We start from the raw sequence: 26,202 nt of genomic DNA, 5'->3' as shown, positions 1-26,202 counted from the left end.
CCCCCCCCCCGCCGCCCCCGGAGTCGCCCGCACCGGCCGAAGAGGCCCCGCCGCCGCCCGTCGCCCCGACGCCGCCGCCCCCGGAACCGCCCGCGCCCAAACGGGAAATCGTCATGCCCATGGAGCCGTTCCTCGTGGAGCTGACCGACGCGGGCGGCCGCACCCGCTTCCTGACCATCCGCTTCACGGCCGTGACCCAGGAGCCGGCCGTGGAACTCGAATTCAAGCGCAACCGCATTGTCGTGCGCGACGCCGTGTATTATTATCTCAAGAATAAGAATCTGGCCTTTCTGACCGATAAGAACAATGCCGAGGCGCTGAAAAAAGACGTCCTGTCCGTGATCAACCAGTTTGTCGGGGCACAACCGTTGGATAACCTGCTTATCGAGGACTACCTGGTGAAGTAGATGTCCATCGATTTGACCACCATCTTCCAGACGATGCCCTACGTGCAAAACGTGGCGCACGCCGAGCTCGTCCAGCCCGAGGCCGCCCTGGCCGCCTCCCAGGAGATGGCCCGCCAGCTCCTGGCCGACCAGGCCAAGCAGCCTCAGCGCATCGAGCAGCAGGACGCCATGGAGTCCGTCGGCGACCAGCGGGAACGACAGTCCCCGGGCCAACAGCGGCAGCAACGCCGTCGCCGCGCGGCCCCCGAACCCGAGGAAACGCAGGCCAGCAACCCTTCGCCCTTTGCCGGACACATCATCGATCGCAAGATTTGAAACGGGCCCGGCGGGAAATGGGGAGGAGGGGCGCTTCCGGAGTCCAAAGGGCTGCGCCCTCTGGACTCCGTTAAAAAACTACAACGCATCGTTCTCTTTTCCGCGTCGGCTTTTTGGAACTCCCGTCGCAAGCGGCAAGACCATCGCCGCTCTTGCCTTGGCACGCCCGGACGGCGTATGCTGCGGGCATCCAACATGAACGGCTATTCCCTCCTCGTCATCTTCCTCACCGTGTGCGAACTCGCGCTCCTGCTGCTTGTGGTGCTCTTTTTCTCGCGCCTGCGCCGCTCCGAGGACCTGCTCTCCAAGCTCCAAAAAAATCAGGACGCGCTGCTTAACAAACTCGACTTCAACGCCAAGCTCGAGCAGGAGCTCGTGGGCAGCTTCACGCGTCGGCAGGCCGAACTGGCCGAACTGGACCAAAAGCTCGAGCAGCGGCGGGCGGAACTGGAAAAGCTCGTCAAGAAAGCCCAGGAATTCAGCCGGTCTCCGGATTTCCTGCGCCAGATCATCGTCAACGGTTCCCGGCGCGGCCAAAGCCCCCTCGCCCTGGCCAAGGCCACGGGGCTGTCCCTGGACGAGGTGGAGCTCATCCTCGCCCAGAACAAGGGCTGACGCACGCCCGAGCGCGACACTTTTTCCCGGAACTTCCCGGAGCGTAGCGGACAGGCAACATGCGGATATCCGGTCAGGGAGGCGGCGGCGCGCAAACGCCAGGCGAAGGCAGGGACCGTTCCGATCCCGAGGCCTTCCGGCGCGGCCGGCGGCCCGGCCAGATCGTGCGCGGCCGGCTGGTTGCGCCGGGGCCGGACGGGCTTTACTGGATCGTCGTCGCCGGCCACAAGCTGCTCGCCAGCCTCGACCACGAGCCCGTCGCCGGCCGGGAGCTCGTCTTTCGCATCGAGCGCCTGGAGCCGGACCTCGTGCTCAAGGACATCACGCCGCCGCCCACGGCCGGCACGGACCCGGCCCTGCTTCTGGCCGCCCTGACCGAAGCCCGTTCCCGCTTCGAGCGCCGTTTGGCCCGGTTTTCCCCGCCCGCGCCGCCGCCCCTGGACCTGACCGCCGCGCGCCGCGCCTTTGCCGCCTTTCTCGCCGCAGATGCCGCGGCCGGGGAGGATTACGCGGCCGCGCGCCACCTCCTGGCCCAAGCCCGGGGCTTCCTGCCGCAAAACGCAGGCACGGCGCATTACGTCCCCTGGATGTTTCCCGGGCTGGCCCAATCCGAGCTTTTATGCGTACGCCTGCGCCCCGAAGACGGCGGCCCTGGCTGGTCGCTGCGGGCCTGCGGCAGGCTGGAGGAAGCGGGGCTCGTGGCCGCGATCGATTCCGTGCGGCCCGGGCAGGTGCTGTACCGGCTGCTGTGCGACCGCCGCGAGCAAGCCGAGGCGCTTCTCCCCGGCCTCGGCGCTGTCCGCTTCGGCCGGGCGACGCTCGCCCCGGCCTGCCAGGGCGTGGGGCCGCTGCCCACGGAGCTCGCCTCGGGCTTCCTGGCCCGGCTGCTGGCCGCCACGGCCCGGCCCTTTACGGGGCTGCGGCTTCGGGTATAAACTCTTAGCTGGGCCGTGGCACTGGGGATTGCCGAGGGCTGCGGGTATCCAGCGAGCTCACGTGACTTGTCTTTATTGTTTAACGGTTCGGATAACGTGATCATTTTTCTAGTATGAAGCATTTCCTGACACACCAGCAGAGACTGTTCTCACTACGAAAGAGAGAATTAAGATAAGTCGGCAGAGTTCTCTCTTCATACGAGACACAATACCGCCTACACATCTTGGCGAGAAAAACATTTCACATTTGCGGAGGCTATTTTGGCACATAAAATCCGTATAGCAATAACAACATACAATAGATTTAACTACTTATCAAAATTGATTTCTTCACTAGACCGACTTGAAAGCGATGTTGAAATATTTGTATTTGACAATGGTTCAACGGACAACACGCTTTGTTACATGGCTTCGATTTGCGCATCCAACAGAAGGATATTCTATCATCGAAACTCGATAGGTCACAGTTTTGACCATAACTTTGAATCCGTAGTAACAACTTTTTCTGAAATGCCAAATGATTACACTATTCTCCTCGCCGACGACGATCGTATTGACACTAATGTCATAAGAAATATCAAAGCAATCATCAATCAGCACGAGCCTGATTTTATCCAATTCAACTTTGCTACGTATAATTATATTGACGAAGTATTCAAAGTAATAACAAGATGCGGTCCTGAAAATGACAAAATAGTTTTTTACTCCTCTCCTGTTGAATACTTTAAAGATAGCTTCAAATCGATTCCTTGGTATTGTGGGCTTGTTGTTAAAAACAATATACTTGACATAAACAACACAAAAAAATTTAGAGGAACATATCATTCTTATATCGGAGGCCCCCTCGAATGGCTCGCAAATAAGTATTGCGAAACCGCATCATGTTCTATCATAAAAGTTTCATTAAAAGATGAAATGTTCTTTCTCAATCATGTAGACAGCATTAGAACCTGGACAAGCGAAGAAGGAAAGGTGTTTTCTTCAATTATTAATTTCTTTGAACACATACACCCGCTTTACAGAACAGCGTTTAAAGAAATGTTTATTGAGAACTATTACAATAAGGGATATTATTCTATGCCAAAAAGACGCATTTACCTCGACGAGGCATCAAGAAACAGAAAACTTTATTTTTTTGACCAAAGCGATACAAGCATCTAGTCTCCATTGAAGAGTATTTTTTTATTTATTATTGCCCTTACACGCTTTTATGAAGTCACTGCGTTATTACCAAACCGTTATCTATTTTGTGTCACTCTCTTGTGTCCACAAGAGAGATAGGCTATGCGCTCATGCTTGTCTTGCCGCGCATCTGTATCGATACCGGCACACTCCTTAATCTATTTATCCACAGAGCATTGGCAGCCGTACTTGCCAACAGTCATATCGTATTGCACTTCTTCAACAATACAATGGTGTCTGGTTTTTTTTCGAGACATACTATATCGAAGGCTCATCATTCCTTCATCAACGCGATCCGTTCCCGGCTGCTGGCCGCCACGACCCGGCCCTTTACGGGGCTGCGGCTTCGGGTATAATGATTCGGATCGGCCTGTGCCGGACCAAGACCGACAGCTCTGGAGCATTCTCGATGGCATACAAGGACTTGCAGGATTTTTTGAAGCTGCTGGAGAAGAAAGGGGAACTGAAACGCATTGCCGCTCCCCTTGCCCCCTACCTGGAGATCGCCGAAGTCACGGACCGGGTCTCCAAGGCCGTGGGGCCGGCGCTTCTCTTCGAAAAGCCCAAGGACGCACGCTTTCCCGTGCTCACCAACATGTACGGCTCCTACCCGCGCATGCACCTCGCGCTCGAGTGCGACGACCTCGACGCGCTCGGCCGGCGCATTGACGCCGTGCTCGAGATGGAAAAGCCGGAAGGCCTCATCGACAAGCTCAAACTGCTGCCCAAGCTCGCCAAGATGGCCGGCATCTTTCCCAAGACCGTATCGACCGGCCGCTGTCAGGACGTGGTGCTGACCGGCGACGCCGTGGACCTCTCCATCCTGCCCGTGTTGACCACCTGGCCCGGCGACGCCGGGCCTTTCATCACCCTGCCCGTAGTCATCACCAAGGACCCGGTCACGGGCAAGCGCAATGTGGGCATGTACCGCATGCAGGTCTACGACAAGAACACCACCGGCATGCACTGGCACCGCCACAAGGGCGGCGCACACCACCATGCGCTGTCGAAAAAATCCGGCGAACGCCTGCCCGTGGCCGTGGCCCTGGGGCCGGACCCGGCCTGCACCTATGCCGCAACCGCCCCCCTGCCCGACGACATCGACGAATTCCTTTTCGCCGGCTTCCTGCGCCAGGCTCCGGTCGAGCTCGTGCGCTGCAAGACCGTGGACCTCGAGGTGCCGGCGTCCAGCCAGTTCGTGCTCGAAGGCTACGTGGAGCCCGGCGAACTGCGCTGGGAAGGCCCCTTCGGCGACCACACGGGCTACTATTCCCTGGCCGACGACTACCCGGTCTTTCACGTGACCGCGCTGACCCACCGCAGCGACGCCATCTATCCGGCCACCCTGGTCGGGCCGCCGCCCATGGAGGACAGCTACATCGGCAAGGCCACCGAGCGCCTGTTCCTGCCGCTGATCAAGAAGCAGCTGCCCGAAGTCGTGGACATGAGCCTGCCGCTCGAAGGCGTCTTCCACAACTTCTGCTTCGTCTCCATCGACAAACGCTATCCCGGACACACGCGCAAGATCATGTACGCCATCTGGGGCCTCGGGCAGATGATGTTCACCAAGTTCATCGTGGTCGTGGACGCGAACGTCAACGTGCACAACACGGCCGAGGTGCTGTGGCGGCTCGGCAACAACGTCGATCCCCGCCGCGACGTGGTCATCGTGGACGGCCCCCTCGACGTGCTCGACCATGCCGCGCCCCTGCCCTGCTACGGCGGCAAGATGGGCATCGACGCCACGAAAAAGGGTCCCGAGGACGGCCACATGCGCGACTGGCCCGACTCCCTGACCATGTCCGCGGACGTCAAGGCCCGCATCGACGCCCTGTGGGGCGAGCTGGGACTGTAAACCATGTCCGCCGAACCCGTGCGCTGTCCCTGGTGCGGGAGCGATCCGCTGTACGTGCACTACCACGACGCGGAATGGGGCGTGCCGCTGCACGACGACCGGGCGCTTTTCGAGCTGCTCCTCCTCGAAGGCGCGCAGGCGGGGCTGTCCTGGTACACCATCCTCAAGCGCCGCGAGGGCTACCGCGCGGCCTACGACGGCTTCGTTCCCGAGGTCGTTGCCGGGTACGGCCCGGACAAGCTGGCCGCCCTGGCCGCGGACGCGCGCATCGTGCGAAACCGCGCCAAGATCGCGGCTTCGGTGGCCAATGCCAAGGCGTTTCTGGCCGTGCGGGAAGCCTTCGGCTCCTTCGACGCCTATCTCTGGCGCTTCGTGGACGGGACCCCCATTGTCGGCAATTTCGCCGCCCTGGGCGAGGTGCCGCCGACCACGCCCCTGGCCGAGACGCTCAGCCGCGACCTGAAATCCCGCGGCTTCGGCTTCGTCGGCCCGACCATCGCCTACGCCTTCATGCAGGCGGCGGGGCTCGTCAACGACCACTTGCAGGGCTGCTTCCGCTTCCGGGAGCTCGCCGGGGCGCGGTAGTGTTCCGCGAACCCCTGGCGCGCGGGCCGATCTACACCATCGGCCACGGCAGTCTCGAGCGCGTGGCGTTCCTGAGCCTGCTCGCCTGCCAGGGCGTCAACATGCTGGTGGACGTACGCAGCCACCCTGTTTCGCGTTACCAGCCGCACTTTTCCAAGGACGCCCTGGCAGGGGCCTTGCGTTCCTGGGGCGTGGGCTACCTTTTCCTCGGCCGGGACCTGGGCGGCCTGACACCGGGACGCGGCATCGAGGACGCGGTTTCCTTCGCCCGGGGCGTGGACCGGATCATGGACGCCTGGCGGCAGGCCCGGCGGCTGGCGCTTTTTTGCGCCGAGGAAGACCCGCGCAACTGCCATCGGGCCAACCGCATCGCCCCGGCGCTGCTCGCCCGGGGCGCGAAAGTGGTCCATATCCGGGGCGACGGCCGACTGGAGCCCCATACCGCGGCCTGGACCGACTTCGTCCAGGCCTGCCTTACCGGCGACAAGGAGCCGCGCTGACGCGGCACGGGCACGACTGCAACGAAAAAGACCGTCGGCCATGCGCTCCTGGGCGCGTGGCGTGCGGAAGGGAGGACGGGAGGCATGGGCCAACCCGAGGAAGCTGACGCGACGTGGGTGGAAGTCTCGAGTTTTTGCCGGCCCTGCCGGCCCGAGCCGGCATTCGAGGAACTCGTGGCCGAGGATGTGGAACGCTGGCGCGGCATCGCCGTCGAGGCGGGCCTTGTCCCGGAAGACAACATCCGGGTGCGGCGCGGGGACGAGGAAGTGGCCGTGGAAGTGAGCCCCGCCCTCGACGCCTACTTCACGCCCGTGCAGACCCTGTGGAAGGCCGAGTGATCACGCCCCGCCCTCGATTTCCCTGACCCGGCCGATCTGCCCGTCGGCCAGGCGCACCTTGATGCCGCGCGAATGGCGCGGCGCCTTGGTCAGGATGTCCTTGACCACGCCATGGGTGAGCGCGCCCGTGCGCTGGTCCTTTTTGAGCACGATGGCCACACGCAGCCCAGGGCGGATGTCGGCGCGCACCGTACCGTCAGGCATGGCTGTGCTCCGGCGTGAAGCGCAGGAATTTGCGCGGCTTCTCGTAGCCTTCGGCCATGGGCGAAAGCGCCTCCATGCGCCAGCGCGGGGCGAAGAAATCGCGCACGTAGTCAAGCAGCAGAAAATCGCCGCCGTCCACGTACCGCGGCGCGTACCTCTCCCGCATCCGCCGCGGCGTCGTGCCGAGCTCCTTCCTGATCCAGTAGATCTTCTGCACCGAAAGAATCAACTCACGGTTCGAGAGGCGTTCCAGAAACGCCAACGCCGAGGCGACGCGATTTTCGGCGACGAACGTCTTGCCGATAAATTCCACGAGCATGGCGATATCGAAGCGCCGCGCCAGCAGAGGGGATGCGGCGTCATCGAGATCGTGGCGTTCGAAGGAGACGTGCGGCAGGCCGAAATGGCGCTTGAGCAGTTCGCAGCCCTCGAGCACCCGGGGTTCGCAGTCCACGCCGAGCACGTGCGCCGCGCCGCGCCGGCTGGCCTGGAAGGCGAAAAAGCCGAAATTGCAGCCGAGATCGACAACGGTGCGCCCGGTGAACGCGATGCGGGAAAAGGCCTCGAGGGTGTCGGCGTCGATGGGCTCCTTGCCGGGCATGAGCACGTGAAGATCCGTGTCGTACACGGTCCGGTAACGGTGTTCCGGCGCGATGGCGGCGGCCAGATCCAGAAACTGCTGCAACGGGGGCATTTGGACTCCGCGGGAATGGGATGGATAAGATTGCCCCAGAACGTCCGCAAGATCAATCCGGCAACTGCGATAACACCGTTGCAATGCTTACGGCACGTTTCGGTCCCAGTCCCGTCCGGGCAGCGATCTCCGCGGCTCCGGCCGCTTTCATTGCGGCCACCGAGCCGAAGGCTTCCCACAACAGCTTCGCCGTCTTTGGCCCCACGCCCGGGCTGGCCAGCACGTCGCTGGCCAGCCCGGCCTTGTTGCGGGCCCGGCGCTGGCGGCCGATGGAAAATTCGTGCACCGCGTCGCGCACGCGTTGCAGGAAAAGGAGCTCCGGCGACCCCGGGCGCAGCGCCAGGGGGTTCTTGCGGCCCGGCACATGCACCACGTCGTGCATCTCGTTCTGGGCGCGCGTGTCGCCCTTGGCAATGGCGGCCAGGGCGAAAGCCCCGCCCGCGCCGGCCGCGTCGAGGGCCCGGGCGACGGCTTCGAGCTGCCCCTTGCCACCATCGATAAGGAGCAGCTCCGGCCAGGGAGGGCCGGTGGCTGCGCGTTTGGCCGCAAAGGACGCCAGCGCCAGATAGTCGTCGGATGTGCCTTCGAGCTCGGGGAAGGCGTAGGCGCGGTAATCGCGCTTTTTCGGCGCGCCGTCCTCGAAGACGACAAGGCCCACGCGCACGCCGCGCCCACCCAGGTGGGAGACGTCCACGGCCTCGATGCGCGAAAGCAGCGGCAGGCCGAACTTGGCCGCAAGCGAAGGCAGCACGTCGCGCTCGGCAGCCTTGGCCGCCTCCTCGGCGGCCCGGCGGGCGTTGACCTCGGCCAGGGCGAGGAGCTTGCGTTCCTCGCGGCCGCGCGGCGCGCCAAAGCGCACGGCCGCGCCCCGGCGCTCCTCCAGGATCTCGGCCAGGGCCTGGGCGTCGCCCTGCCCTTCGCCGCCGCCGTCGTCGGGACTTTCGTCCGCGCCGGCCGCATCGCCGCCGGCCTCCGGAGCCAGGGCTTCGGGCACCACCACGCGGGGCGGGATGAAGCTCTCGGGCCGGTAGAACTGCGTCAGCGCGCTGCCTGCCGCCCAGACGGCCTCGCCGGCCTCCAGACCCGGGAAAAAGAAGGTCTTGCGGTCAAGCAACCGCCCCTGGCGCACGAACAGGATGCAAAGCCCCACACCCTGCGCCGTGGCGGCGAACCCGGCCACGTCCATGTCGACCAGGCGCGTGAGCACGGTCGCCTGGCCCTCGACGGTGCGGCGCATGGCCTTGAGCAGATCGCGCAGCCCGGCCGCCTTCTCGAAGGCGAGCGCCTCGGCCGCCTCGGCCATCTCCTTTTCCACGTTCTTGATGACCTCGGCCGAACGGCCCGTCAGGAACGCCTCCACCCGGCGCACGAGCGCCATGTATGCCTCGGCGTCCACGGCCTTGACGCACGGGGCCAGACACTGGCCGATGAAATGGTACAGGCACGGCCGCACGCGGTTGGCCATGGCCCGGTCGCCGCACTTGCGCAGGGGAAAGACGCGGCCGAGTTCCTTCCAGGTGGCCCTGGCGGCGGCGGCCGAGGTGAAGGGGCCGAAATAGGCCGCGCCGTCGCGCACCACACGCCGGGTGAAGGCGAGCCTGGGAAAGGGCGAGCGCTTGTCGAGCTTGAAAAGAATATAGTTCTTGTCGTCCTTGAGCACCACGTTGTAGCGCGGCCGGTACTTCTTGATCAGGCTCGACTCGAGGAGCAGCGCCTCCTTTTCCGAGGCGGTGAGCAGCACCTCCACGGCCTCCACCCGGGCGACCAGGGCGGCGGTCTTGACCGTATGGCCGGCGTCGCCGCGAAAATAGGAACCGAGGCGGGCGCGCAGGTTCTTCGCCTTGCCGACGTAGAGAATTTTCCCGCGCGGGCCTTTCATGAGATAAACGCCCGGGGAAGTTGGATAATTTTGTGTTTCGAAGACGAACATGGCCCCCCACGATAGCCCGGCGGCGACGCGGACTCAAGCCCAAGCATGACAACCTTTCGCCTTCGGGCTAAGGCTCCCTTGCTCTTGGAGAAAGACGCGTGTAGGAACAGGCGGACATGACAGCGACGCGACCCAGGCGGATTTCGGTCATCGGCGCGGGCTCCTGCGACGCGGCCACGGCCGCGCAGGCCCGACGGCTGGGTGCGCTGCTCGCCGCGCGTGGCTTCGAGGTCGTCTGCGGCGGCGGAGGCGGCGTCATGGAGGCCGTGTGCCTCGGCGCGCGGGAAGCCGGCGGCCGGACCATCGGCATCCTGCCCGGAAACGACCGGGAGGCGGCCAATCCCCACGTCGAAGTGGCCATCGCCACCGGCATGGGTATCGCGCGCAATGTTTTGGTGGTAGTAAACGGCGACGCGGCCGTCGCCGTGGCCGGCGGGGCCGGCACCCTGTCGGAAATCGGCCTGGCGCTCAAGCTCGGCCGGCCCGTGGTTGCCCTTGGCCACTACGGGACCCTGCCCGGGGTCGAAGCGGCCGCAAGCCCGGAAGAGGCGGCGCAGACCGTCGCCGCCCTGCTCGACGGCGCGTAACGGTTGGGAGTTTTATCCGCATGGTTGAAGTGTTGTGGGCGCCCTGGCGCATGGATTACATCCTCGGGCCCAAGCCCGACGCCTGCGTGTTCTGCCTGCCCGAGGACACCCATGACGACAGGGCGCGGCTGGTCCTGGCCCGGGGCCGGTACACGTTCGTCATCATGAACAAGTTTCCCTACAATTCCGGGCACCTGATGGTGACGCCCTTTCGCCACGCCAGCTGCCTCACCGAGCTCACGCCCGGGGAGGCGCTGGAAATGACCCGCGGCCTCACCTATTGCACCAAGGCGATGCAGGAAGCCATGCGGCCCCAGGGCATCAACATCGGGCTCAATCTCGGCGAGGCGGCCGGAGCCGGCATCGCCGCCCATCTGCACTTCCAGATGGTGCCGCGCTGGAACGGCGACTCCTCGTTCATGGCCGTATTCGGAGAAACGCGGGTCGTGCCGCAGCTTCTGCTCTCCACGTATGACCGGCTGTTACCGTTCTTCAAGGGTTACCACGCAACCGTTACGTCGTGACAAGGAGGCCTCCATGCGCGTGATCAAGGTGCTTTTCCTGCTCGTGTTCTTTTTCGTCTGCATGCTCTTTTTCGTGCAGAATACCGCCATTCTGGAAACGCCCCTGCTGCTCAAGCTCGGCGCGTTCGGCTACATGGTGCAAAGCCCGGCCGTGCCCTTCTACGTGGTGCTCCTGATCGCCTTCGTGGCGGGCGGGCTTTTCTGCACCCTGTACTTCCTGGCCGAGAAGGTCCGCCTGGCCACCAGCGTGCGCAGCCTGCAAAACAAGGTCAACGCCATGGAAAAGCAGCTCGCCGCCCAGAAGAAGTCCACGGTCGCCTCGCCCCTCGTGGCCCCGAGCTACGCCGCCGCGGCCCCGGCGACCCCGGCTCCCGCCGCCGCCCCGGCCACGGACAAAAAGGCCGACGCCTAGCCGTCGCCGCGCTTTTCCGCCGTGGGGGAAATCAAGATGACCCCCATGCTGGAGCAGTATCTGCGCTTCAAGGGAGAGCATCCCGGCGCGTTGCTGTTCTACCGCATGGGGGACTTCTATGAAATGTTCTTCGAGGACGCCGTCACGGCGGCCCGGGAACTCCAACTGACGCTCACCTCGCGCAATCCCGACGCCGAGGCGCCCATCCCCATGTGCGGCGTGCCCCACCACGCCATCGAGGGGTATCTGGCCGAACTGCTGGACAAGGGCTTCAAGGTCGCGGTGTGCGACCAGATCGAAGACCCCAAGCAGGCCAAGGGCCTCGTCAAGCGGGCCGTCACCCGCGTGCTCACCCCGGGTACGGCCGTCGAGGAAGGCAACCTGCGCGCCAAGGAGCACAACTTCCTGGCCGCGCTCTACTACGACGCCGACGAACGCGCTGGCGGCCTGGCCTGGGTCGATTTCTCCACCGGCGAATGGTCCGGGCTCTTTTCCCGCGATGCCGCCCGCCTCTGGCAGTGGATGGTCAAGATCGGCCCGCGCGAGCTGTTGCTGCCGGACGGCCTGGAGCCGCCCCGGGACATCCCGCACGAGGGCGTGCACATCAGCCGCTTTCCCGTAAAGCCCCACTTCGATTTCGCCGGCGGCCGGGACAAGGTGCTCAAGGCCCAGTCCGTGGCCGATCTCGACGCCCTGGACGTGGGCGACAAGCCGCAGCTCGTGCGGGCCATGGGCGCGCTTTTGACCTACCTGACCGCCACGCAGATGCGCGACCTCGGGCACCTGCGCCCGTTTAGGCCCGTCAACCTCGGCCGGCACATGCTCCTCGACGAGGTGACCGAGCGCAACCTGGAACTTTTCCGCCGCCTGGACGGACGCAAGGGCAAAGGCACGCTCTGGCACGTGCTCGACCGCACGGTCACGGCCATGGGCGGCCGGTTGCTCGAATCCACGCTGCGCCAACCCTGGCTCGACCTCGCGCCCATAAACGCGACCCAGGAGGCCGTGGCCTGGCTCGTGGAGGACGTGGACCGCCGCGAGGCCCTCGGCGCGGCGCTGGCCGACGTCCACGACCTGGAGCGGCTGACCACGCGCATTTTTTTAAACCGCGCCGCACCGCGCGACTTCACCGCCCTGCGCCAGTCGCTGCGCGTCCTGCCGGCCCTGCGCGAACGGGCCGACGCGGGCGAGGCCGCGCCCGGGGCCGCGCGGGAGCTTTTTTCCGGCTGGGACGACCTGGACGACATCCGCGAGCTGCTTGACCGGGCGCTGGTGGATGCGCCACCGGTCCTCGTCACCGAAGGCGGGCTGTTCCGGCCGGGCTACCATCCCGAACTCGACGAGCTCATGGAGCTCACCGAGCACGGCGAGGCCCGCATCCAGGAACTTTTCGCCAGCGAACGCGAGGCGTGCAGCCTGCCCAAGCTCAAACTCGGCTACAACCGGGTGTTCGGCTACTATTTCGAGCTCTCCAGGGCCGGCGGCTACCCGCCCGAGCATTTCGAGCGCCGCCAGACGCTGGCCAACTGCGAGCGCTACGTGACTCCGGCGCTCAAGGAGCTGGAAGAAAAACTCACCGCCGCCGGGGATAAGCGCAAGAGCCTCGAATACAACCTCTTCACCGAACTGCGCGGCCGCATCGCCGCCGTGCGCGACCGCATCATGGAGACCGCCGCCCGCGTGGCGCGCCTGGACGTCTGGCAAGGGCTGGCCACGGCCGCGGCCGCGGGCGACTGGACCCGGCCCGTGCTGCGCCAGGACATCTCCATCGCCATCAAGGCCGGCCGCCATCCCGTGGTCGAGGCCGTGCAGGGCGTGGGCAACTACGTGCCAAACGACGTGACGCTTGGCGACGCCGCCAAGCTGCTGCTCATCACCGGCCCCAACATGGCCGGCAAATCGACCGTGCTGCGCCAGACGGCGCTCATTGCCATCCTGGCGCAGATCGGCTCCTTCGTACCGGCGGCGCGGGCGGAAATCGGCCTCGTCGACCGCGTGTTCTGCCGCGTCGGCGCTTCGGACAACCTGGCCCAGGGGCAGTCCACGTTCATGGTCGAGATGATGGAGACCGCGCGCATCCTGCGCCAGGCCGGCCGGCGCAGCCTCATCATCCTCGACGAGATCGGCCGGGGCACGGCCACGTTCGACGGACTGGCCCTGGCCTGGGCCGTGGTCGAGGACCTGTGCGGCCGCGACGACGGCCTTGGCGTGCGCACGCTTTTCGCCACGCACTACCACGAGCTGACGGCCCTGGAAGGCCGGCTGCCGGGCCTTCGCAACGCCAACATCGCGGTCAAGGAATGGAAGGGCGACATCGTGTTCCTGCGCCGCCTGCTGCCCGGCCCCGCCGACCGCAGCTACGGCGTGGAAGTGGCCAAGCTCGCCGGCGTGCCGCGAAACGTGGTGAAACGCGCCCGGGAGATACTGACCGAACTCGAGCGCAGCCGCGAACCGGGCAAGGCGGCAAGCAGCGGACGCGAACTGGGCCAGCCCGCCCTGCCCGGCCTCCTCGGCGGCCTTGCAGCACCGGCGGAAACCGCGCCGCCGCACGCGGAAAGCCTGCTTCTTGACGAACTCTCCCGCCTCGAACTAGATCGAATGACGCCGCTCGAGGCCCTGACGAAACTGTGCGACTGGAAAAATCGCTTCGGCGGCCCCGCATCCCAAGGAGACTGACGCATGCATCATTTCGAGTACCGCGGCGGCGAACTCTACGCCGAGGACGTCCCCGTTTCCACCCTGGTCGCCGCCTACGGCACCCCGCTTTACATCTACAGCGCCGCCACCTTGCGCCGCCACTTCACGGCCTTCGACTCGGCCTTCGCCGCCCTGCCCCACCTCACCTGCTTTTCCGTCAAGGCCAATTCCAACCTGTCGGTACTCAAAACCCTGGCCGCACAGGGCGCGGGCGTGGACATCGTCTCGGGCGGGGAGCTTTACCGGGCGCTGGCCGCCGGCGTCGATCCGGCCAAGATCGTCTATTCGGGCGTGGGCAAACGCGCCGTCGAGATCGAGCAGGCGCTCTCCGCCGGCATCCTCATGTTCAACGTCGAGTCCATGGGCGAGCTGGAGCGCATCAGCGCCATCGCCGCGCGCCAGGGCAAAAACGCGAGCGTCAGCCTGCGCATCAACCCCGACGTCGATCCCAAGACCCATCCCTACATTTCCACGGGACTCAAGAAAAACAAGTTCGGCCTGGACATCGAAACGTCGCTTGCCGCCTACGCCCGGGCCAAGGAACTGCCGGGTGTGACGCCCGTCGGCATCGACTGTCACATCGGCTCCCAGCTCACCTCCATCGACCCGTTCCTGGAGGCCCTCAAGAAGATACTGGCTTTCCGCGAGAAGCTTTGCGCCATGGGCATCGAGACGCATTACCTCGACCTCGGCGGCGGACTCGGCATCCAGTACAACGAGGAGGAGCCGCCCCATCCGCGCGAATTCGGCCAGGCGCTGACCCAGGCCCTGGGCAAGCTGCCGCTCACGCTCATCCTCGAGCCCGGCCGCGTCATCGTCGGCAACGCCGGCATCCTGGTCACGGAGGTCGTCTACACCAAGAAGACCCCGAGCAAGGATTTCGTCATCGTGGACGCGGCCATGAACGACCTTATCCGGCCCTCGCTCTACGATTCCTACCATGCCCTCGGCGAAGTCCGCCCGGCCGGGCGCGAAACGCTCAACGTGGACGTGGTCGGCCCCATCTGCGAATCCGGCGATTTCCTGGCCCGGGACCGCGACCTGCCGGCCATGGCCCCCGGAGAACTCCTCGCCGTGTACTCGGCCGGGGCCTACGGCTTCACCATGTCCTCGAACTACAACTCACGGCCGCGCGCGGCCGAGGTGCTCGTGGACGGCGACAAGGTCACCCTGGCCCGCCGCCGCGAGACCTACGAGGATCTCGTCGCCCTGGAACGCTGAAGCCGCCTGCGCGTCCGCACGGCGAAAAAACATGAGACGCCCTCACGGCCGCGTCGCGTTGCAGGCAGTCCTGCGCGCCGCGGCCGTTTTTCCTTGCGCCGTCAAGCGCCTTCCGGCTTGACCGGAGCGGAGCGCATTATTACGTAAGGTATTCGCACAGCCCGCGGCGCGGCGGACTGTGCGGCGCTTTCCCTCAAGAATCCATCCCGGAGGTCGCCGGTCGTGAATGCCGCCCTGCCCGTGCTTCTGGCCATGCAGATCGTCTTTTGCGGCGACAGCATCACCAAGGGTTGGGAAATCTACAACCTGTTCGACCAGCCGCGCAAAGTGTTCATCAATGGCGTCGAATCCTGCACCAGCGCGGACATCTTAAAGCGCATCGAGCCCATCGCCCGCAAGAAGCCGCACAAGCTCTTCCTCATGATCGGCATCAACGAGATCAGCGCGCGAAAGCGCATCATCGACAACTACGACAAGATCATCAAGAAAATCCAGGAGCTTTCACCCTACACGCTCATCTACGTGCAAAGCATCCTGCCTACCCGCACGGATACCATCGACAACGCCGACGTCATCGCCACCAACGACCGCCTCAGGGAACTGGTGGCCCGCCAGAACCATTTCGTCCGCTACCTCGACCTCTACGCCTCCTTTCTCGCCGACGACGGCAAGCTCGGCCCCAATTTCACCGAGGACGGCATCCACCTGACCAAGAATGGCTATTCGCTCTGGAAAAAACTCATCGTCAGCCAGATGTGACGCGCCGCAGGAAACCGCCATGGGAATGGAAGCCCCGCCCCCCTACGCCATCGCCGGCAAGGAACTGCTCCTCGACACGCCCGAGGCGCGCGCAACGATCATGACGCTCTCGCCCGGCCAGCGCATCCCGCCCCACCGCCACACGCACGTGACCGACCACACGTTCTGCCTCGCCGGCACGGCCGTGGTCACGCTCCACGATCCCGAGGAAACCCTGCCCCTTGGGCCCGGGGACGCCTCGCGCGTGCCGCCCGGGCGCGTGCACGAAGTGGCCAATGCCGGCGAGACGCCCGCGCGGCTGCTCTTGCTCCAGGGGCCCGGGGCCTACGATTTCCTGCCGGCCTGAAAGGCACGTCGTCCGGACGCAGCCGTTTTTTCGCGCAGTCGTCATGACAACGGCGGGAAAGATGGTTATGAGAGTCGAATATTCCCCGTGCAACCCAAATGCCATCCTAAAAGGAGCGCATCATGAGCGAAAAATCCGATCTGTTCCACTGCGACGAAAAAATGCTGACCTACGACGCCGCCGTCGTTCTGGAAAAAATCGTGGACGGCCTGCGCCAGCGCAAGCTGGCCGCCACCACCGAGGACGGCCCGGTCTGCATCGACCTGCCGCTTCTGACCCAGTTGGAGATCAGCTTCAAGCAGAAGGTCAAACCCGGCAAGTCCAAGCGCAAGCTCTCCATCGAGCTGGCCTGGAAGGAAGAAGAAACGGCCGGCGAATAACCTGCCGCGCACGACCGCCAATGCAAACGCCCTCCCCGGGCTACCCGGGGAGGGCGTTTGCATTGGCGCCGGTGTGTGTTCAGCGCACGGGCGCGGGGCGCAGGATGCGCGGGGAAACCGCGCGCACCGAGGCCGTGCCTGTCAACAGCATGGCGGACGTCAGTTCGCTTTTGAGCTTTTGCAGCAGCGTCGCCACGCCCTCGGCCCCGCCGCCGAAGGCCCCGACCACCAGGGGACGGCCGATGAGCACAGCATCGGCGCCCAGGGCCAGATATTTGAGCACGTCGGCTCCGGTGCGCACCCCGCCGTCGGCCAGGATCACCCCCCGGCCCCGGACGGCGCTTGCGATCTCGGGCAGCACCTCGGCCGCGCCCGGAGCGTGGTCGAGTACCCGGCCGCCGTGGTTGGAGACCACGATGGCCGCCGCGCCGGCGTCGAAGGCGATGACGGCCTCGTCCGGGGTCATGACGCCCTTGACGATAAAGGGCAGTCTTGTCGCGCCCACGAGCTCGGCCAGTTCGGCAAACGATTTCGGGGAGACCGGCTGGCCCTTGAGCGCCATGACGAGCAGGCCCGCGCCGTCCACGTCCACGCCCACGGCCGCGGCCCCGGCGGCGTCGGCCTTGGCCAGCATTTCCTTGACCGCTTGCTGGGCGCGGGGCTTGACGATGGGGATGCCGCAGCCGCCCTGCGCCTTGATGGCCTCCACGCCGCTGCCGTACATGGCCGGGTCGGCCCCGTCGCCGCACATGCCCATGGTGCCGGCGGCGTCGGCCCCTTCGATGATCATGCGGATGAAGACGTCCTCGGACAGTTTGCCGCCCATGTTGTAGAGAACGCCCGTCATGGGCGCGGCGAGCACGGGCATGGAGAGCGTGCGCCCGAAAAGCGTCACGGACGTGTCCGCGGTCTTCACGTCGTGCAGGGTGCGCATGTTGAGCCGCCAGGCGTCCAGGGCGGCGAGGTTGGCCATGAAGGAAGAGCCCGTGCCCATGCCGCCCATGCCCGGGGCCTCGCCGGCGCAGACCCGGCCGTTGCACACCGGGCAGACCCGGCAAAATCCCTTGAGTTCCTCCCTGGCCTTCGTGCGTAGCGCCTTGATATCCATCGCGTGCCTCCCGTGGCGAAAAGTGAGAACGGTCCCGGGCCGCATCCCGGCAGTCCGGCCATCCGACGTCCTATCCCCGCCGCCCTCCCGGGGCAAGCCCGCCGGCAACGGCCGTCCGGCCGAAACACACTTTTTTTTCACGTGACTTGGCCGTTACCCCCATGGTAAGCGGCTGCTTCGAATGCGGCGTTTGCGTCGTCCTTCCAATGCCCAAACGAGGAGCCTATGCGGCCTATCATCGTCTGCGCGGCGCTTGGCTTATTTGCCGCGCTTTGCGCCTGTTCCGGAGGGGACAAAGATTCCTTCCGCAATGTCGATCACGATAAAAACGGCAAGATTTCCTACGAGGAACTGCTGTTCGTCTTTCCGGACGTGCGTCCGGAGATCTATGCCCAGATGGACACGGACGGCGACGGCAGCCTTTCCGAAACCGAGTACAAGGCCTTTCTCAAAGGCGAAGCCGCCGCGCCGGCCAAGGCAGCTCCCCCGGCGGCCGCGAGGCCGCCTGCGGGCCAGGCCCGGCCGGGTGACCCCGGCCAGCTCGCCGTGCCCTACCGCGGCGAGGAGGTCATCGAGATACCCGCGCCAGGGAGCGAAACCCCGGCCAAGGGCAAACCCGAAAAAGGCAAGAAAGACGCCAAGGAAGCCAAGGGCAAGGCCGAGACGCCCAAAAAGGGCGAAGCCACCCAGTACACGGTGCAGCGCGGCGACCACCTCTCGCGCATCGCCCACAAGTTCGGCATCAGCGTCGAAGACATCACCCGGGCCAATGGCAACATGAACCCGGACACCCTGCGCGACGGGCAGGTGCTCAACATCCCGGCGCGGCAGTAACCCGGCGTTAACCCGGTGCGACAACGCGGCATGCGGTTACGGAAAGGACGAGGCGTCATGCGATGGATTGCTTGCGCGGCTGCGGCCGTGCTGCTTGCGGGCGCGGCCATGCCGGCCCATGCCCTGACCCAGGAGGAGATCCTCAAGCGCCGGCTGGAAAAGATGCAGCAGGCCGAGCCCGCCATGCGCACCGAGGAACAGGAGCGGGACGAGCTCAACCGCCGCAACGCGGCCGATGTGGCCATGCCCGCGCCCAAGCCAGACACCGCGCCCCTGACCATGCCCGATCCGGTGCGGCATCCTCCCGCCACGCCCGAACCCAAGGGCGGCCTGTGGCAACAGCCTGCCCAAGGTCAGGCCAAACAGGCGGCCACGCCCACCGCGCCGCAGCCGGCTCCGGTTGCCGCGCCCGCGCCACAGCCACAGCTTCCGGCGTCCCGGAACGCCGACGCCGGCGCGGCGTCGGCTCCCCAGGGCATTCCGATCAATGTTCCGGCACCCGCAAAAGGCACGCCGATCAACGCCCCGACTGCCGCCGCCGCAACACCGATCAATGCCCCAAGCCCCGCGAAGGGCACGCCCATCAACGCGACGCCTGCCCCGGGCGGAACCCCGATCAACGCGCCGACAGCGTCGCAGAGCACGCCGATCAATGCGCCGGCCGTTGCGAAGAGCACACCGATCGACGCCCCGGCTCCTTCCGCTGCAACGCCGATCAATGCGCCGGCCGCCGCGCAGCGCGATCCGGCCACCGCCGCCGCCCTGTCCGCCCAGGCCGCCAAGGCGGCCAAAGCCGGCGACGAGAAAACCGCGCTGACCCTGCTTGGCGAAGCCCTGGCCGCCGATCCCAACGATTCCGACCTCTACAACAACCGGGGCAATATCTTAAGCAACATGGGCAAGCCCCGCGAAGCCCTGGCCGACTACGACAAGGCCATCGGCCTGCGCGCCGGCGATCCCGCCTCCTACACCAACCGCGGCCTGGCGTATGAACGTCTCGGTAACCAGGACAAGGCTTGCGCCGACTACAAAAAGGCGTGTGACCTGGGCGACTGCGACTTCTACAAGAGCTTCAAGGCCGAGGGACATTGCCGCAAGTAGGCCGGCAGAACTTTCCCTCCTTCGACGCGGACCGCGTCCAACCCGTCGCCATTGCAGACACGGCACGGCATTTGCTTGACGTTATTGCGAGCCCAGCAACGAAAGCACTGCCGCCATGCGACGGTCCGTTTGCGCGCGGCGTGACGGAAAGGAGGTCGCCTTGCCCCAGAGCGTGCTCATACTCTCCCCCCGGGCAAGCGCGCGGGCGTTTCTGACCCGGGCGCTCGGCGGCTCCTTTGCCGTGCTGCCGGCCGCGAACCGGGAAGAAGCGCTCTGCCTGATGCGGGAAAGGCCGGGATGCCGGGTGGCGCTCTGCGAAATGGGGGCGGACGCGGCCGGGGAACTGGCGACCGTGCAGGATCTGAAGACCTTGCGCCCCGGCCTCGCGGTCGTTGCTCTCCTCCGGCAGCCCTGCGGGGACACCTTGCCGCTCCCCGTGCGGCAGGGCCTGTGCAGCGCCGTGTGCACGCTGCCCATGCGCGCGTCCGCCTTGCAGGAGGAAATTCGCCACCTGCTGCGCGACGCGCCCGCGCCCCGGGCCAAACGTCACGTGGGCATCCTGACCCGCGAGGAAATCGATTTTCTGCTCGGCCGCGGCGACGCTTTCGCCGATGCCGCCTGCCAGCCCGCCCAGTGACCGCCAGCCGGGTCAGTCTCTCCCAGTCGGTGTATCGGTCGCCCCGCGCCAGAAGCGAACCACGTCCGCCGGAGTCTCCCGTTCGCGCAGCACCGTGAACCGCCCGCCCCGCGCCGCGATCACCCGGGGCATCTGCCGGCTGTTGTAGCGCGACCACATGGCCAGGGTGTAGGCACCCACGTCTTCCAGAACCACGAGGTCCCCGGGCGCAAGTTCCGGCAGCCGCGCCCGCCAGACCGGAAAATCCCCGGAGAAGCACAGCGGCCCGGCCAGATGCCAACGGTACGCGCGGCCGCCCTTGTCCCGTCCGTCCGGGGTCAGCGCCCGCGTACGGTGGGGCCAGTTTCGGGGATTGTAGCACTCGCGCACGAACATGTCCGCGCCGAGGTGCAGCACGGCCGTCCTGTGTCCGGGCTGGCGCTTGACGTATTCCACCCGGCTTGCGGCCACGGCGCTGGGCGCGTGGAGAAAACGCCCGAATTCCGTGACGAGGCGGAAGCGGCCGGAAAAGAGCTCCGGGCAGCGCGCCGCCAGGGCGGCGGCGTAGGCTTCGGGAGTCGGCGGCGCGTCCGTGTCGCGGTAGGCCACGGGCAGGCCGCCGCCGAAGTCGAAGCAGCGCACCCGCCGCGCTCCCAGCGTGCGGTCGATTTCCCCGGCCAGGTCGTAGACCGCGCCCACGCCCGCAACGAGCAGGTCCAGCGGGCAGCCCTGGGACCCTATGTGCACGTGCAGCCCGTCGAGCCAGGGGAAACGGGCAAAGGCCGCGAGAATGGCCTCGCGCTGCGCCAGGGGCACGCCGAATTTGGAATAGTCCCCTGCCACGCTCGTGGCCCGGATACGGCCGAGGCCGACCTGCGGATTGACGCGAAGCCCGGCCTGCGGCGCGATGCCGAGCGAAGCCGCCAGATCGCCCAGGCGGGCAAGTTCCTCGAAATTGTCGGCATTGACGCGGATGCCGCACGCAAGCGCCAAGCGCAGCTCCTCCACGGTCTTGGCCGGCGAATCGAACACGATGTGCGAGGACTTCACTCCCGCCTCCAGGGCGAGATGGATTTCCGGCAAGCTCGCGGCCTCGGCCCCGGCGCCGAGCCCGGCGAGAAAGGCCAGGACCGGTGGCAGCGGGTTGGCCTTGACCGCGGCCGCGGCCAGCGCGTGCGGCCCGAAAGCCGCGACCACCTCCGCGAGCCGGCGTTCCAGCAGGTCCAGGTCGTAGAGCACGAAGGCCGTGTCGTCTTCCCGGACCATGCCGGCAGCAAGCGCCTTGCGCACGAGTTCCATAGATCCGTCCTTCCTCGGGGCAGCGCCCAGTGTCATCCCCGGAACAACCAAAACCCCGACACCACGAGGGTGGCGAGCGTCACGGGCACGCCGACCCGGGCGTGTTCGCGAAAACCCAGGCGCACGCCGAGCGCCGCCGCCTGGTCGGCCACGATCAGGTTGGCGAGGCTGCCGGGGAGCAGCAGGTTGCCGGCCAGGGTGCTCGAAACGGCCAGAAGCGTCGCCTGCTGCGGGCTTTCGTGTCCGGGCAGCAGCAGCATCACGGCCGGCACGTTGGAGACGATGTTGGAAATGGCGGCCGTGGCCGCAAAAAGCCAGCCGGGGCGGGCGAGGTCGATGCCGGCGCGGCCCAGGCCGTCGTGGAGATCGGTCAGGAACCCTGCCGCAGCCACCTCGCGGTTGACCACGAAAAGCCCCAGAAAAAGAAGCAACAACTGCCAGTCCACAAGCGATAGCGTCTCGCGCGAGGTCATGCGCCGGCTGAGGAGCAGCGCTCCGGCGCAGCCAAGGGCCACGTTCTCGCGCGGCGCGCCGCCAAAGCAGAAAAAGGCCATGCACACGCCAAGAGCCGCCAGCCCCTTGGCCGACTGCCAGGCGTGAAACGGCGGCGCGGCAACGGAGAGCGTCAGGCGCGGGCCGGCGAAACGCCCCCGGTAGGCCACGACCACGCCCGCGAAGGCCAGCGCCAGGGACGCGGCCACACAGGGCCAGACTGCCGCGAGGTAGCCGAGGAAGGGAAGCCCGGCAACCTGGCCGATGAGCATGTTCTGCGGGTTGCCGATCAGGGTCGCGGCCGAGCCGATGTTGGCGGCGAGCGCCAGCCCGACGAGGTACGGCAGCGGGGAAAGGCCCCGGGCGAGGGTCGCCTCGACCAGGATCGGGGCCATGGCCAGGCAGACGATGTCGTTGGCGAGAACGGCCGAAAGCAGCGCGGCGGCGAGCATGACGCGGGCTAAGAGTCCCGCGGGTGAGGCCGTGGCGGCGATGATGCGGCGGCTGACGGCGGTGTAGAACCCGCCCAGGCGCAACTGCGCCGAAACGACCATGAGCCCGAAGAGCAAGGCCAGCGTGGGGGCGTCGGCCGCGCCCAAAGCCTCAGGCACGGTCAGAAGGCCCGAAGCGACGAGGACGATGGCCCCGAGCAGCGCCGCCCCGGCCCGGTCCAAGGCCAGTCCCGGCAGCCGCCCCAGGGCCATGGCCGCGTACACGAACACGAAGACTACCAGGACGATGGCGCGCACGCCCCGGGCCTATCAGTTTTGCCGGCAAAGGCCAAAACAAAAAGCGGCCCCCGCGGGGACCGCTTTTTGGAACAAGCGAAACGAAAACGCTATTTGCCGAGCAGGCTGGCGTTGCTCGGATGCTCGCCGAACCACTGCACCTTGCCGGAATCGATGTCGTAGAGCGCGCCGACGACCTTGACCTTGCCGGCGGCGGCCATCTTCTTGAGGAGCGGGCTCTTGGCATAGATGTCGCTGACGGCCTGCCAGACGTTGGCCTCGATGGACTTGTTGATGAGCTCGTCGAGGCTTGCGGAGGCGAAGCGGGACTTGACGGACTTGACCGCCGGCACGATGGGCGCGACCAGCTGGCCGATGTTTTCGGTCACGGGCTCGTTTTTGACCACGGCCGTCACCGCGCCGCATTTGGTGTGCCCGAGCACCACGATGAGCGGCACGCCCAGGTGTTCGGCCCCGTATTCCATGGTGCCGATCTCGTCCACGGCGGCCACGTTGCCGGCCACGCGCACGGCGAAGATGTCGCCCACGCCCTGGTCGAAGATGATCTCCAGGGGCACGCGGGAATCGGCACAGGACAGAATAGTGGCAAAGGGATGCTGCCCGTCGGTCGCGGTTTCATGGCGGCGGGCGGCGTCCTGGTGCGGCGCGACGCTGGCCTGGGCCACGTAGCGCATGTTGCCTTCCTTGAGCTTGGCCAGGGCCTCGTCCGCGGTCAGCCCCGGGCCGCCGGAAGAGGCCAGGGCCAGGGCGCAACATGCCAAAAGCAGCGCCAGCATGGTCGTTGCCGTGAAAAGCCTTTTCATCGCAGTTCCTCCCTCCAGCTGGTTATGAGCAATGAGCCTACAATAAAATGGAAGCGGCGGTCAAAGAAATCTTGGAAGGCCACGATTATCCACTCTGCGTACCGGGTATGCCCGCAAGGCTACAGCCCGCGACACAAGCCGATTCGCAGTCGGCAAGGGTTGGAAATGCGTCACGAAGCGTCGAGTTCGAGCCCCACCGGGCAGTGGTCCGACCCCATGACCGCGGTATCGATCCAGGCCCGGCGCACCTTGGACTTGAGTTCCTCGGACACGAAGAAATAGTCGATACGCCAGCCCACGTTGCGGTCGCGCGCCTTGAACCGGTAGTCCCACCACGTGTAATGCCCGCCTTCCTGCGTAAACAGGCGAAACGTGTCCACGTAGCCGGCGGCAACGAACTTGTCGAGCCAGGCCCGCTCCTCGGGCAGGAAACCGGAGGTCTTCTCGTTGGCCTTGGCGTTTTTGATATCCAGGGCGGTGTGGGCGGTGTTGAAGTCGCCGCAGACCACGATGGGCTTTTCGCGGCGCAGCGCCTCGGCGTGGGCGAGGAAGGCGTCGTAATAGCCGAGCTTGTAGGCCAGACGCTCGGGCCCACGACCGCCGTTGGGAAAATAGACGTTGAAGAAATAGAAGTCGTCGAATTCCATCTGGACGAGCCGCCCTTCGCCGCCGTAAGCGGGATCGGGCAGTTCCAGGGCGATGCTGCGCGGCTCCATGCGGTAGAAGCAGCCCACGCCGGAATAGCCTTTCTTCACCACGGAACTGGCCCACAGCGTCTTGTAGGACTCCGTATGGCCGAAATCGGCTTCGTGGCCGGGCTGGATCTTGGACTCCTGAACGCCGACCACGTCCGCGCCGCTGCCGGCAAGCCACTGCCAGAAGCCTTTCTGCACCACGGCCCGCAGGCCGTTGACGTTCCAACTCATCAAAATCATGGTATGCTTTCAGCCTCTTCTGTCGCCTGGCCGCATGTCTCCCCGCGCAGCATGCGCAGAAAGGCCGCGGCGCAGGTCGGGCAAAACTGCCGTCCGGCTTCTTCTTCGATGATGGAAAGCGCCGCATCAAGCGGCATGCCCCGCCGGTAGGGACGGTCCGTGGTCATGGCGTCGAAGGCGTCGGCAATGGCGATCATGCGCGCGCCAAGCGGGATGTCCTCGCCCATGATGGCCGTGGGATAGCCCCGGCCGTCCCAGCGTTCGTGATGGAGCAGGATCAGGGGCAGGATCGGGACCAGGGAGACGATGGGGCGCAGGATCTCCGCGCCGATGACGGCGTGCTCCTGGATCTTGGCGTATTCCTCGGGCGTGAGCCGGCCGGGTTTGAGCAGCACGGCGTCGCGCACGCCGATCTTGCCGATGTCGTGCAGGTTCGCGCCGATCTCGATCTCGCGCAGCGCCTTGTCGTCCAGGCCCATGGCCCGGCCCAGGCGCATGACCATGCGCGAGACACGGGCCGTATGGCCCTTGGTGTATTCGTCGCGCGCCTCCAGGGCGGTAATGAGCGCGGACATGCTGGCCAGGACGTGCTCGTGCTCCTTTTTGACGTGGCGGTAGCTTTCGGCAAGGAGCTGCTCCACCACGAGCTGCATCTTCTCCACGTCGAAGGGCTTGACGAAATAGCGCGACACGCCCAGGCGTTCGCCGCGCAGGATATCGCTTTGCCTCCCCCGCGCGCTCATGATCACGACCAGGGTGTGGCGCAGTTCCGGCTCGTCGCGCAATTTCTCGCACAGGGCGTAGCCGTCCATCTCCGGCATCTCGATGTCCGTGACCACCACGTCGGGCTTGTGCTCCCGGGCCAGCTCCAGGGCCTCGCGCCCGTTCTGGGCCGTGAGCACGAACAGGCCGCTTTTGATGAAGCTGTGGCGCAACAGCTCCCGGATGAGCTTGGCGTCGTCGACGACGAGAATCTTGTTGTGGCGCTTGCGCTCGACGAGGTCCAGGTGTTCGGAAACCTTGGACGCCAGCATCTCCGGGGTGAAGGACTTGAGCAGGTAGTCGTCCGCGCCGCAGGAAAACGCCGTCTCCATGTCGAGCGGATCGTCGCTGCTCGAGAGGATGACGACGGGCAGGTAGCGGCCCGGGTTTTCCTCCTTGAGCCGCCGGCACAAGTCCAGGCCCGAAAGCCCGGGCAGAAAAACGCTCGTGAGCACAAGCTCGAAATCCCTGCGGCCGCACAGGCCCAAGGCCTGCTCGGCATTGCGCGCCGCGACCACGCGGAAGCCCGACGGCGACAGGGCCGCGCGCACCACGTGCAGCAGGGTCCTGCCCGCGTCCACGAAAAGGATTTCCCGCGCCGCCGGACGGTTGGCGCGGGACTGCGCCAGTTCCTTGAGTTCCTGCAACACGGCGGCCAGGTTGCGGCGGTTGACGGGATGGATGTCCCGGCCATCCGGCACGGCGGCCATGCCCTGGCTGCCGCATTCCTCGAACGGCAGCAGGTAGAGGATGGGAATGGTCCGTCCCGCCTCCTGGGCCGCGGCGCGAACGCGCGCGACAAGCTGCGCGCATTCCAGGCCCATGTACGAGTCCTGGAGCAGTACGGCGTCCGGCACGGGTTCCCCGAGAGGAACGTCCACCTGCCCTTCCTCCGGGAACGCGAAAGCGTACTCCACCCCGGCCGTCAGGTAGACCTTGGACAGGAAAGCCCGGTAGAAGACGATGTCGATGATATTGACGACGAACATCAACACCTCCCGGACGCAGGCCCCGCG

29 protein-coding genes are annotated in these 26,202 nt (G+C 65.8%); 20 read left to right on the top strand and 9 right to left on the bottom strand.

Annotated features, from left to right (window positions below):
• The 9 genes from Q368_RS0108405 to Q368_RS0108370 all read left to right on the top strand — a co-directional run.
• Window positions 1–407 (top strand): flagellar basal body-associated FliL family protein (locus Q368_RS0108405; RefSeq protein ID WP_029458612.1); only part of this gene is annotated, 407 nt, incomplete at its 5' end.
• Window positions 408–722 (top strand): hypothetical protein, encoded by a 315-nt coding sequence (locus Q368_RS0108400; RefSeq protein WP_029458352.1) that lies wholly within the window; start codon window positions 408–410, stop codon window positions 720–722.
• 195 nt (window positions 723–917) lie between these two features.
• A complete protein-coding gene (locus Q368_RS0108395; RefSeq protein ID WP_029458354.1) occupies window positions 918–1,337 on the top strand; it encodes a hypothetical protein in 420 nt (139 codons plus the stop codon).
• Between the two features lie 59 nt (window positions 1,338–1,396).
• The gene (locus Q368_RS0108390; protein WP_029458355.1) at window positions 1,397–2,272 is read left to right on the top strand and encodes a hypothetical protein; all 876 of its coding nucleotides are present in this window, start codon (window positions 1,397–1,399) and stop codon (window positions 2,270–2,272) included.
• 261 nt (window positions 2,273–2,533) lie between these two features.
• Window positions 2,534–3,433, top strand: a complete 900-nt coding sequence (locus tag Q368_RS24450) for a glycosyltransferase family 2 protein (RefSeq protein ID WP_162179632.1) — start codon at window positions 2,534–2,536, stop codon at window positions 3,431–3,433.
• Between the two features lie 430 nt (window positions 3,434–3,863).
• The gene (locus Q368_RS0108385; protein ID WP_029458356.1) at window positions 3,864–5,309 is read left to right on the top strand and encodes a menaquinone biosynthesis decarboxylase; all 1,446 of its coding nucleotides are present in this window, start codon (window positions 3,864–3,866) and stop codon (window positions 5,307–5,309) included.
• A gap of 3 nt (window positions 5,310–5,312) precedes the next feature.
• Entirely contained in the window at window positions 5,313–5,894 is a 582-nt protein-coding gene (locus Q368_RS0108380) for a DNA-3-methyladenine glycosylase I (protein WP_029458357.1), read from the top strand.
• Window positions 5,894–6,394, top strand: coding sequence for a DUF488 domain-containing protein (locus Q368_RS0108375; RefSeq protein WP_029458358.1), 501 nt, complete (start codon window positions 5,894–5,896; stop codon window positions 6,392–6,394). The genes Q368_RS0108380 and Q368_RS0108375 overlap by 1 nt, the downstream gene beginning before the upstream one ends.
• A gap of 84 nt (window positions 6,395–6,478) precedes the next feature.
• Complete coding sequence (locus Q368_RS0108370; protein WP_029458360.1) at window positions 6,479–6,733, top strand: hypothetical protein; 255 nt, start codon at window positions 6,479–6,481, stop codon at window positions 6,731–6,733.
• Here the strand turns inward: Q368_RS0108370 and Q368_RS0108365 are convergent, their stop codons facing one another.
• From Q368_RS0108365 to uvrC, 3 genes are read right to left on the bottom strand one after another with little or no spacing between them, the layout of a single operon-like run.
• Window positions 6,734–6,937: a YwbE family protein gene (locus Q368_RS0108365; RefSeq protein WP_029458361.1), complete on the bottom strand. Its 204-nt coding sequence runs from the start codon at window positions 6,935–6,937 to the stop codon at window positions 6,734–6,736. It abuts the gene before it with no gap.
• Window positions 6,930–7,631, bottom strand: a complete 702-nt coding sequence (locus Q368_RS0108360; protein ID WP_029458363.1) for a class I SAM-dependent methyltransferase — start codon at window positions 7,629–7,631, stop codon at window positions 6,930–6,932. The genes Q368_RS0108365 and Q368_RS0108360 overlap by 8 nt, the downstream gene beginning before the upstream one ends.
• Before the next feature lie 52 nt (window positions 7,632–7,683).
• Window positions 7,684–9,561, bottom strand: coding sequence for an excinuclease ABC subunit UvrC (gene uvrC, locus Q368_RS0108355; RefSeq protein WP_029458365.1), 1,878 nt, complete (start codon window positions 9,559–9,561; stop codon window positions 7,684–7,686).
• Window positions 9,562–9,677: 116 nt separating this feature from the next.
• On the opposite strand from uvrC, the gene Q368_RS0108350 reads away from it, so the two are divergent.
• The 8 genes from Q368_RS0108350 (at window position 9,678) to Q368_RS0108315 (ending at window position 16,487) form a co-directional block, all read left to right on the top strand.
• Window positions 9,678–10,148 (top strand): TIGR00725 family protein, encoded by a 471-nt coding sequence (locus Q368_RS0108350; protein WP_029458366.1) that lies wholly within the window; start codon window positions 9,678–9,680, stop codon window positions 10,146–10,148.
• Window positions 10,149–10,168: 20 nt separating this feature from the next.
• Complete coding sequence (locus tag Q368_RS0108345; RefSeq protein WP_029458368.1) at window positions 10,169–10,672, top strand: HIT family protein; 504 nt, start codon at window positions 10,169–10,171, stop codon at window positions 10,670–10,672.
• A gap of 13 nt (window positions 10,673–10,685) precedes the next feature.
• Window positions 10,686–11,084, top strand: a complete 399-nt coding sequence (locus Q368_RS0108340) for a lipopolysaccharide assembly protein LapA domain-containing protein (RefSeq protein ID WP_029458370.1) — start codon at window positions 10,686–10,688, stop codon at window positions 11,082–11,084.
• A 36-nt stretch (window positions 11,085–11,120) separates the two neighbouring features.
• Window positions 11,121–13,760, top strand: a complete 2,640-nt coding sequence (mutS, locus tag Q368_RS0108335) for a DNA mismatch repair protein MutS (protein ID WP_029458372.1) — start codon at window positions 11,121–11,123, stop codon at window positions 13,758–13,760.
• 3 nt (window positions 13,761–13,763) lie between these two features.
• A complete protein-coding gene (lysA, locus tag Q368_RS0108330; protein ID WP_029458374.1) occupies window positions 13,764–15,002 on the top strand; it encodes a diaminopimelate decarboxylase in 1,239 nt (412 codons plus the stop codon).
• 222 nt (window positions 15,003–15,224) lie between these two features.
• Window positions 15,225–15,761 (top strand): GDSL-type esterase/lipase family protein, encoded by a 537-nt coding sequence (locus tag Q368_RS0108325; RefSeq protein ID WP_029458376.1) that lies wholly within the window; start codon window positions 15,225–15,227, stop codon window positions 15,759–15,761.
• A 19-nt stretch (window positions 15,762–15,780) separates the two neighbouring features.
• Window positions 15,781–16,107 carry a cupin domain-containing protein gene (locus Q368_RS23830; protein ID WP_052360066.1) on the top strand — a complete coding sequence of 109 codons (327 nt, stop codon included), beginning with the start codon at window positions 15,781–15,783 and terminating at the stop codon, window positions 16,105–16,107.
• 122 nt (window positions 16,108–16,229) lie between these two features.
• Complete coding sequence (locus Q368_RS0108315) at window positions 16,230–16,487, top strand: amphi-Trp domain-containing protein (protein WP_029458380.1); 258 nt, start codon at window positions 16,230–16,232, stop codon at window positions 16,485–16,487.
• Window positions 16,488–16,566: 79 nt separating this feature from the next.
• Here Q368_RS0108315 and Q368_RS0108310 read toward each other — a convergent pair whose 3' ends face one another.
• The gene (locus tag Q368_RS0108310; RefSeq protein ID WP_029458386.1) at window positions 16,567–17,595 is read right to left on the bottom strand and encodes an alpha-hydroxy-acid oxidizing protein; all 1,029 of its coding nucleotides are present in this window, start codon (window positions 17,593–17,595) and stop codon (window positions 16,567–16,569) included.
• A gap of 225 nt (window positions 17,596–17,820) precedes the next feature.
• Here Q368_RS0108310 and Q368_RS0108305 point away from each other — a divergent pair, with 225 nt between their 5' ends.
• From Q368_RS0108305 to Q368_RS0108295, 3 genes are all read left to right on the top strand, one after another.
• Window positions 17,821–18,429 carry a LysM peptidoglycan-binding domain-containing protein gene (locus Q368_RS0108305; RefSeq protein ID WP_029458388.1) on the top strand — a complete coding sequence of 203 codons (609 nt, stop codon included), beginning with the start codon at window positions 17,821–17,823 and terminating at the stop codon, window positions 18,427–18,429.
• A 57-nt stretch (window positions 18,430–18,486) separates the two neighbouring features.
• The gene (locus Q368_RS0108300; RefSeq protein WP_029458395.1) at window positions 18,487–19,530 is read left to right on the top strand and encodes a tetratricopeptide repeat protein; all 1,044 of its coding nucleotides are present in this window, start codon (window positions 18,487–18,489) and stop codon (window positions 19,528–19,530) included.
• Between the two features lie 160 nt (window positions 19,531–19,690).
• The gene (locus Q368_RS0108295; protein ID WP_052360067.1) at window positions 19,691–20,167 is read left to right on the top strand and encodes a hypothetical protein; all 477 of its coding nucleotides are present in this window, start codon (window positions 19,691–19,693) and stop codon (window positions 20,165–20,167) included.
• Between the two features lie 12 nt (window positions 20,168–20,179).
• Here the strand turns inward: Q368_RS0108295 and Q368_RS0108290 are convergent, their stop codons facing one another.
• The 5 genes from Q368_RS0108290 to Q368_RS0108270 all read right to left on the bottom strand — a co-directional run bounded on the left by Q368_RS0108290 (window position 20,180) and on the right by Q368_RS0108270 (window position 26,175).
• Window positions 20,180–21,445: a type III PLP-dependent enzyme domain-containing protein gene (locus Q368_RS0108290; protein WP_029458399.1), complete on the bottom strand. Its 1,266-nt coding sequence runs from the start codon at window positions 21,443–21,445 to the stop codon at window positions 20,180–20,182.
• 32 nt (window positions 21,446–21,477) lie between these two features.
• A complete protein-coding gene (locus Q368_RS0108285; protein ID WP_029458401.1) occupies window positions 21,478–22,686 on the bottom strand; it encodes an SLC13 family permease in 1,209 nt (402 codons plus the stop codon).
• Between the two features lie 89 nt (window positions 22,687–22,775).
• Complete coding sequence (locus Q368_RS0108280) at window positions 22,776–23,489, bottom strand: carbonic anhydrase (RefSeq protein WP_029458402.1); 714 nt, start codon at window positions 23,487–23,489, stop codon at window positions 22,776–22,778.
• A gap of 170 nt (window positions 23,490–23,659) precedes the next feature.
• Window positions 23,660–24,424 (bottom strand): exodeoxyribonuclease III, encoded by a 765-nt coding sequence (locus Q368_RS0108275; protein WP_029458403.1) that lies wholly within the window; start codon window positions 24,422–24,424, stop codon window positions 23,660–23,662.
• Window positions 24,421–26,175, bottom strand: coding sequence for a response regulator (locus Q368_RS0108270; RefSeq protein WP_029458404.1), 1,755 nt, complete (start codon window positions 26,173–26,175; stop codon window positions 24,421–24,423). The genes Q368_RS0108275 and Q368_RS0108270 overlap by 4 nt, the downstream gene beginning before the upstream one ends.
• Window positions 26,176–26,202: the final 27 nt, after the last annotated feature.

Source organism: Solidesulfovibrio alcoholivorans DSM 5433, from assembly GCF_000702665.1.
Taxonomy (GTDB): domain Bacteria; phylum Desulfobacterota; class Desulfovibrionia; order Desulfovibrionales; family Desulfovibrionaceae; genus Solidesulfovibrio; species Solidesulfovibrio alcoholivorans.
Note: the sequence above shows the minus strand (reverse complement) of the source record. Positions and strands in the feature narration are given on the sequence as shown.

Coding starts and splice junctions, on each gene's coding strand:
- mutS (WP_029458372.1), top strand. CDS start 11,121: ATGACCCCCATGCTGGAGCAGTATCTGCGCTTCAAGGGAGAGCATCCC.
- Q368_RS0108395 (WP_029458354.1), top strand. CDS start 918: ATGAACGGCTATTCCCTCCTCGTCATCTTCCTCACCGTGTGCGAACTC.
- Q368_RS0108270 (WP_029458404.1), bottom strand. CDS start 26,175: ATGTTCGTCGTCAATATCATCGACATCGTCTTCTACCGGGCTTTCCTG.
- Q368_RS23830 (WP_052360066.1), top strand. CDS start 15,781: ATGGGAATGGAAGCCCCGCCCCCCTACGCCATCGCCGGCAAGGAACTG.
- Q368_RS0108360 (WP_029458363.1), bottom strand. CDS start 7,631: ATGCCCCCGTTGCAGCAGTTTCTGGATCTGGCCGCCGCCATCGCGCCG.
- Q368_RS0108350 (WP_029458366.1), top strand. CDS start 9,678: ATGACAGCGACGCGACCCAGGCGGATTTCGGTCATCGGCGCGGGCTCC.
- Q368_RS0108400 (WP_029458352.1), top strand. CDS start 408: ATGTCCATCGATTTGACCACCATCTTCCAGACGATGCCCTACGTGCAA.
- Q368_RS0108365 (WP_029458361.1), bottom strand. CDS start 6,937: ATGCCTGACGGTACGGTGCGCGCCGACATCCGCCCTGGGCTGCGTGTG.
- Q368_RS0108290 (WP_029458399.1), bottom strand. CDS start 21,445: ATGGAACTCGTGCGCAAGGCGCTTGCTGCCGGCATGGTCCGGGAAGAC.
- Q368_RS0108280 (WP_029458402.1), bottom strand. CDS start 23,489: ATGAAAAGGCTTTTCACGGCAACGACCATGCTGGCGCTGCTTTTGGCA.
- Q368_RS0108305 (WP_029458388.1), top strand. CDS start 17,821: ATGCGGCCTATCATCGTCTGCGCGGCGCTTGGCTTATTTGCCGCGCTT.
- Q368_RS0108300 (WP_029458395.1), top strand. CDS start 18,487: ATGCGATGGATTGCTTGCGCGGCTGCGGCCGTGCTGCTTGCGGGCGCG.
- uvrC (WP_029458365.1), bottom strand. CDS start 9,561: ATGTTCGTCTTCGAAACACAAAATTATCCAACTTCCCCGGGCGTTTAT.
- Q368_RS0108385 (WP_029458356.1), top strand. CDS start 3,864: ATGGCATACAAGGACTTGCAGGATTTTTTGAAGCTGCTGGAGAAGAAA.
- Q368_RS0108275 (WP_029458403.1), bottom strand. CDS start 24,424: ATGATTTTGATGAGTTGGAACGTCAACGGCCTGCGGGCCGTGGTGCAG.
- Q368_RS0108390 (WP_029458355.1), top strand. CDS start 1,397: ATGCGGATATCCGGTCAGGGAGGCGGCGGCGCGCAAACGCCAGGCGAA.
- Q368_RS0108345 (WP_029458368.1), top strand. CDS start 10,169: ATGGTTGAAGTGTTGTGGGCGCCCTGGCGCATGGATTACATCCTCGGG.
- Q368_RS0108380 (WP_029458357.1), top strand. CDS start 5,313: ATGTCCGCCGAACCCGTGCGCTGTCCCTGGTGCGGGAGCGATCCGCTG.
- lysA (WP_029458374.1), top strand. CDS start 13,764: ATGCATCATTTCGAGTACCGCGGCGGCGAACTCTACGCCGAGGACGTC.
- Q368_RS0108310 (WP_029458386.1), bottom strand. CDS start 17,595: ATGGATATCAAGGCGCTACGCACGAAGGCCAGGGAGGAACTCAAGGGA.
- Q368_RS0108340 (WP_029458370.1), top strand. CDS start 10,686: ATGCGCGTGATCAAGGTGCTTTTCCTGCTCGTGTTCTTTTTCGTCTGC.
- Q368_RS0108315 (WP_029458380.1), top strand. CDS start 16,230: ATGAGCGAAAAATCCGATCTGTTCCACTGCGACGAAAAAATGCTGACC.
- Q368_RS0108370 (WP_029458360.1), top strand. CDS start 6,479: ATGGGCCAACCCGAGGAAGCTGACGCGACGTGGGTGGAAGTCTCGAGT.